The 6,000-nt window shown below is 36.0% G+C and carries 6 protein-coding genes and 1 pseudogene; 1 reads left to right on the top strand and 6 read right to left on the bottom strand.

The features are described 5' to 3' along the window. Nucleotides 1-256 precede the first annotated feature (256 nt). The 5 genes and pseudogenes from PZE06_RS10215 to PZE06_RS10195 form a co-directional block, all read right to left on the bottom strand. The gene (locus PZE06_RS10215; protein ID WP_150915583.1) at nucleotides 257-982 is read right to left on the bottom strand and encodes a DUF2161 family putative PD-(D/E)XK-type phosphodiesterase; all 726 of its coding nucleotides are present in this window, start codon (nucleotides 980-982) and stop codon (nucleotides 257-259) included. A 188-nt stretch (nucleotides 983-1,170) separates the two neighbouring features. Continuing rightward, nucleotides 1,171-1,356, bottom strand: coding sequence for a hypothetical protein (locus tag PZE06_RS10210; RefSeq protein WP_150915582.1), 186 nt, complete (start codon nucleotides 1,354-1,356; stop codon nucleotides 1,171-1,173). Nucleotides 1,357-1,430: 74 nt separating this feature from the next. Beyond that, nucleotides 1,431-3,221 (bottom strand): annotated as a pseudogene (gene pepF, locus PZE06_RS10205) (oligoendopeptidase F). A 142-nt stretch (nucleotides 3,222-3,363) separates the two neighbouring features. Next, nucleotides 3,364-3,729, bottom strand: a complete 366-nt coding sequence (locus PZE06_RS10200) for a PH domain-containing protein (RefSeq protein WP_150915581.1) — start codon at nucleotides 3,727-3,729, stop codon at nucleotides 3,364-3,366. A gap of 29 nt (nucleotides 3,730-3,758) precedes the next feature. Continuing rightward, entirely contained in the window at nucleotides 3,759-4,256 is a 498-nt protein-coding gene (locus PZE06_RS10195) for a GyrI-like domain-containing protein (RefSeq protein WP_150915580.1), read from the bottom strand. Nucleotides 4,257-4,390: 134 nt separating this feature from the next. Here PZE06_RS10195 and PZE06_RS10190 point away from each other — a divergent pair, with 134 nt between their 5' ends. Then, nucleotides 4,391-4,849, top strand: coding sequence for a DinB family protein (locus PZE06_RS10190; RefSeq protein ID WP_150915579.1), 459 nt, complete (start codon nucleotides 4,391-4,393; stop codon nucleotides 4,847-4,849). A gap of 190 nt (nucleotides 4,850-5,039) precedes the next feature. Here PZE06_RS10190 and PZE06_RS10185 read toward each other — a convergent pair whose 3' ends face one another. After that, nucleotides 5,040-5,909, bottom strand: a complete 870-nt coding sequence (locus PZE06_RS10185) for a mechanosensitive ion channel family protein (RefSeq protein WP_150915578.1) — start codon at nucleotides 5,907-5,909, stop codon at nucleotides 5,040-5,042. Nucleotides 5,910-6,000: the final 91 nt, after the last annotated feature.

Genomic DNA, 6,000 nt, shown 5'->3' with positions numbered 1-6,000 from the left:
AAGATGTCTTGAAGAAAACGAATAAACAAACACAGCAATTACTTAAAAATCAACTATCACAATGGGTTACAGGTTTACCCGGTTATATTAGGGCTTACCTGCCTGATTTGGTCTGCGAAAGTTGAGTTATTCATAATAACCCGCCTTTTGCTGCGGAAGTTAAATTAACTTCATTTAAGACGCCTATTGCTGGACATTATCGCTGGAATTATTAATGCGTTCCTAAATCAAACCTAGTCTAAACTGTAGCTTTAGACTAGGTTTGTTGTTTAATCAAGCTTGTGTAGTAATGGACAGCTTCAGGGAATTTTGTTAACTCTTTTTTTCCTAGTTCACTAAGATCATAGACCCCTCTTGCAATTCTTCTAAACCAGCCGTAATGGTTTTGAGATAAAATCGATAACGTCTTGTCTCCAGTTCCCAATTGTCGAAGCTTTTTTGGTGATAATGGTCCGTAGTGAAGGAAACAAATAGCAATCTGAATACAATTTTCCTTATACACAGTCATAATTTTTGTTTGATTGCTACCGCCAATATTATTGTTTATATTTCGACCTTTAATTTCATCAAATAATTTTTGACGTTTTCTTTTATAACTTTGAACACTATATTTTCGATCATATGGTCCAGGTTCTAAAATTACTTCTAGTTTAGTAGTAGATTTTAAAAATGTAACCATAATTAAGCCAAGCTCTAATCTCTTTAGTAAATGGCACATATCATGCCATTTTTTTGAATTTCGTTTGAAACGTGGTTTTGGAATGGCAACGTACACTTGATCCGTAAGACGTTGTCGATTTGTTGCTTGAATTAGCAAATCACTGTTGAAGTGTAATTTTAATTCGATAATAATCAATTCATCCGCTTTAACGGCAACAACATCACAGTCGTTCACCTCTCCATATACTTCATAGTTCAGTTTAGAAAAATACTTTTTTACCGGTGGAAATAAATCTTTTTCATATTTCTTCTCTTTGTTCATCGATAAACCCCTCATACTTTCTGAAGGTAAGTATAACATGAATGAGTAAAAAGAATGGTCATGCTATCCAGCAGTTCAATTTCAATGACACGCTCCCCTTTGTTCACTTAACAAAAAACAATCCGATTCAACTACTCCTTTTTTCAATAAAGAAATACGGTGTTAATTGATTTTTCATCTGAAATTTTTTATTGCTGTGGTTTAGTCGATTGTCCAATCCGTGCCAACGAACCTGTTGTTCCTCCATTAAAGGAAAACAGCCAAACGCTTCGACTTTGGCTGTTTATTATTTTGGCTTTGTAAAGCAATATTGTTGATAAAATAATCGTTGGTTCATTTGTTTGAAACCGAGGTTTCGCACGTCTTTCAGCCACGCTGATCTGAACTCATGAAAAGACAGGAGAACATGAGTCAAAAATCAACAGTGATATATAACCAAGCCATTATGTTATAGAGATGAAAATTCTTCAACTAGTTGCTTAAACTTGGCCAAAGAATTTTTGATCGGCGCTGGTGAAGTTAAATCGACTCCCGTTTTCTTTAACAGCTCAAGCGGATAATCAGAGCTGCCACTCTTTAAGAACTCTAAATAAGCGTGTAAAGTTTCTTTATTCCCCTTAAGAAGATTCGTCGCAATTTGAATTGCAGATGCAAATCCTGTTGCGTACTTATATACATAGAATGGTCGATAAAAATGAGGGATTCTTGCCCATCCGTACTTCATTTCTTCATCTGCGACGATAGTATCACCATAATATTCTCTTAATAAAGTTTCATAAATGGTATTAAAGACTTCGACATTTAATGGCTCACCTTGTTCGGCTCTTTCATGTGTTAATTTTTCAAACTCAGCAAACATGACCTGTGTGAAGAATGTCCCTCTAAATTTATCAATGAAATGATTAAGCAAATGTCGTTTCACTTTTTCATCTTTTTCTTTATCTAACAAATAATTAATAAGTAACACTTCATTTACCGTTGAAGCCACTTCTGCTACGAAAATACTGTAACGAGCTGTAATTTGTGGTTGGTATTGAGAACTTAGTTGACTATGTACGCCATGACCGCATTCATGGACTAACGTAAATAGACTATCGAGATCATCTTGATGATTTAAAAGAATAAATGGATGTACGCCATAGACACCAAGATTATAGGCACCTGAACGCTTCCCTGGAGTTTCTCTGACATCAAAATAACGTGACTTCTTGAAGTGCTTTAATGTATTTATATAATCCTCACCTAGTGGAGCCAATGCTTTTATCATAATCTCATATGCTTCATCATAAGGGATATCTTGCTTTACACCACTGACAAGAGGAACATTCATATCATACTGTCTTAATTCATCGAGCCTAAGCTTTTCTTTGCGAAGTTCTGAGTATTGATGTAACGGTGCAATATGCTCCTTTGTGGCCTTGATTAAGTTCTCGTACACCTCTTTCGGAACATTATCTGCAAATAAGCCTTTTTCGAGTGCAGATGGATAGTTGCGAATTTTTGAAGTGGTTACATTATTTTTAATTGCCGCTGCTAAGGTCGAAGCGATTGAATTTTTCATCTGGAGATATGGTTGGTAATAAGCTTTGTATGCTTCCTTTCTCTTCTCCCGATCTTCATCCTCGATTAACTTCGAGTACATTCCTCTTGTAAGTTCAACCTTTTCACCTCTTTCATTTGTCACTTCTCCAAACTTAATATCGGCATTATTGATCATCCCATAAGTATTGGCTGGTGCAGATAAGGCTTCCCCAAACTGAGACATGAGCGCTTCTTGTTCCTTGCTTAATACATGCTTTTTGTATCGAAATGATTCAAAAAGATCTTTCTCAAAATAAGTTAATCATTGCTCCTCAGCTATATATTTTTTTAAGGTATGTTCTTCTAAGCTTAGTAAAAATGGGAGAAAGAAAGAAGTAGCAGAACTAACCTTCACACTTAACGCTCTTGCACGTTCCAATAAGGATTGAGAAGTTGTATCACGAGTATTTTCATCAACTTTTAGCATCGCATAGGCATAGAGGTGATTAAATTTATAGGACAATTTCTCTTGCGTTGTTAAAAATTGCAATAATTGATTTCCATTATTGATAGCTCCATCAAAAGTTTTTAATTCGTTTGCTAGCACTTCTATCAGTTGTAAATCATCTTCCCACTTTTGAAGATTTACGTAAAGGTCTTCTAAATTCCATTTTTCACTTAAAGGAACTTCATCGCGCGATTTATAAGTTATTGTCATGGTTGCACTCCTTCGTATTTAACTGATCCTGGCCCATTCGGATAAAAGTATTTCCGTTTAGTAGAAAGTAACAGACGTTTTTTTATTATTGCAAATTAACCGAGTGTTGTCCAAGAATTAAGACAATAATGATAATTCTTTTTTAAAGAATATAGCTTCCAATGATTCTGTCTAGCTTACGAACATCCACTTTTTTATTTAAATTTAATTTGAACTTTCCTGCTTTTGTCCATAATTCAAGTTCTGAGTTAAAATCAAGTCTGCCCCCGTTTTCGGAGGAGTACATGATAATCGATTTAAAAGGAATCGTATATACCTCTACTTTCTTTCCTGTCAACCCTTGACGATCTGAGATGATCAACCTTTTATTTGTAATGACAGCAATATCTCGTATCGTTTTATAAGCAACCTCTGCTCTTTCACCTGCTACTAAAATTTCCTCTACTTCTGGTGGCACACTTGTTTCCTCGTGAAAAGTCCATGACATAATTTCATTAACATTGGCCATCTAATTCCCTCCAAATATGCACTTTATTTTTATTCTGAAGTTACGGTCTCAATTGGGATGAGAATATCAAAATGTGGATCTGACAAGTCTCTATCGCGTGGATATCTTTCATGCTTAATTGGTAATGGATCGTAATACGCTTTGCTTGGATCAACATACGGGATATAGTTCATCTCATTAATCCATATCCCGATATCTGTATAGCTTTTCCCTATATTCTCTCCTTTTTGATGATGGGTGATGACGTATGTTAGTTCAGGAACATAAAATTCTATCATTCCAGGTGGGATATCCTCAAACTCGTTTACTTCAAAAAGAGAGTAATGGACAAAACCGTCAGGTCTTAAATGATAAGATAAACCAAGCTGCGTGTTTCGATCAAGCGGATTTTTTAACTCGTCTATTCGTTGACTCATTTCATTGATCACTTCTTTTAATTGTGCCACTTCACTGTAAGCACCTTCCCATTTCAAGCCAATAGCCCGATACGCAGGTAACTTCTTGACCGTATAGCGGGATGATTTCATTTAGCATACACCTCTTTATAATTAATTAACATTTAATTCGTTTACGATTACGAAAATTCCTTCTATTTTTGAAGGAAATCAGTAGCCCGATCACGTAATATATTCGTTGAAAGTGAATTTAGGGGGAATGAAAGGTGAAAAAAAGGCACGAAGTATTATTTAATCAGTTAGAAGCATATCGTACTTTAACATTAAAAACGGTTGAAGACATTAGCGAAGAGCAAGCAGAGCTTATTCCGAACGGATTTAACAACAATATTCGTTGGAATTTAGGCCATATCTATTTAGATCAATATCTTTGGATTCAGGACGTAACAAAGGAAAATGCAAATCTACCGGCAGTTTTCCAGAATTCGTTCGGTTTTTGTACATCGCCTAGCGATTTCACATGGGAAACTCCTAGTACACAAGACTTAAAAATACTTTTAAAAAACCAACCAAGCGAAATTAAAAAACTCTATGGCGAAAGATTAGAAGAGGAATTTGAACCTACAGATATGGGAATGTATACGATTGAACAGGTTCTCATCCGCACAATTTTCCACGAAGGAATACATTATCAAGCTATTTTAGATATGAAGAAATTTCTATAATTGTTTAAAAGCCGTCAACTGATGTTGATCGGCTTTTTTAGATTTCTTAAAATGTTCGTCACTTTTTAAAAGAGTGCATCGATATCTTCTTCAGCTTCATTCATTTTTTACTGCCCCGTAGTTTTCCTTACGCCAGAATCGGGATAATTCGAATTATCATTGTTGTGAAGGCACCGCACGCTTTTGTTTCTTAGCTTAATGATTTTTGCTGAGTTTCTGTCTGTTTTTGGATTAACACTTGATGTGGGAATGGAATTTCGATTCCATGGGTATCAAAAGCTTCTTTAATCGCTTTTCTTAATTGTCTCTCGATTGCCCATTGTTCACCGTTTACTGTTTTTGCGATCACACGAATGACTATTTCTGAGGTTCCGAATGCTTGGACACCAAGAACATTTGGCCCTTCGATGATTGTTGAGGTTTCTTGAGCAACTTGCTCACACGCATGCTGCATGACATCAATGGCCTTATCGATATCGTCCTCATAGGAAATGCCAATATCGACTAACGCGCGCATGTTTCCTCTTGAATGATTGCTTAAACTTGTTATTTCTCGATTCGGAATATAGTGCAGAGTCCCATCGAAACCGCGAATTTGCGTTGTTCTAAGTCCTACTGCTTCGACAACCCCGTCAAAGTTTCCGACCGTGACATAATCATTCACATCAATCTGTTTTTCAAGTAAAAGAAAAAATCCAGTTACAACATCACTTACCAATCCTTGTGCGCCGAAACCGACTGCTAGTCCGACAATCCCTGCTCCAGCGATTAAACTGGCAACTGGGATTCCGAGAACACTAAAAAGAGTGGCAGCAAGGATAAAAACTAAAGCATATGAGAAAATATTCTCCGCCAAACGATGTAATGTTAAGGCTCTTCCTTCGGTTATATCTTGGCGATGCAATACATTATTAAATGTCCGATCAAGAATTTTGCGGCCAATCCGTCTAATAATCCAGTAAGCGAGGAGTACCCCGATAATTTGAAGTAAAATAACTCCTCCTTTTATCAGCAGACTTTCCCAATCGAAATTAGTAATGAATTTTTCTAATTTAAACATAATGACATCCTTTCTTTTCTTACACAATCGCACCGTTACTTGTTGCAGTTGGCTTTTTAGATTGGTTGTTAATAAACATGATTTCTGTTTG

The organism is Robertmurraya sp. DFI.2.37, assembly GCF_029211245.1.
GTDB lineage: Bacteria > Bacillota > Bacilli > Bacillales > Cytobacillaceae > Robertmurraya > Robertmurraya methanolica_A.
The sequence above is the reverse complement of the archived record's forward strand: the minus strand, read 5'-3'. Positions and strand labels throughout refer to the sequence as shown.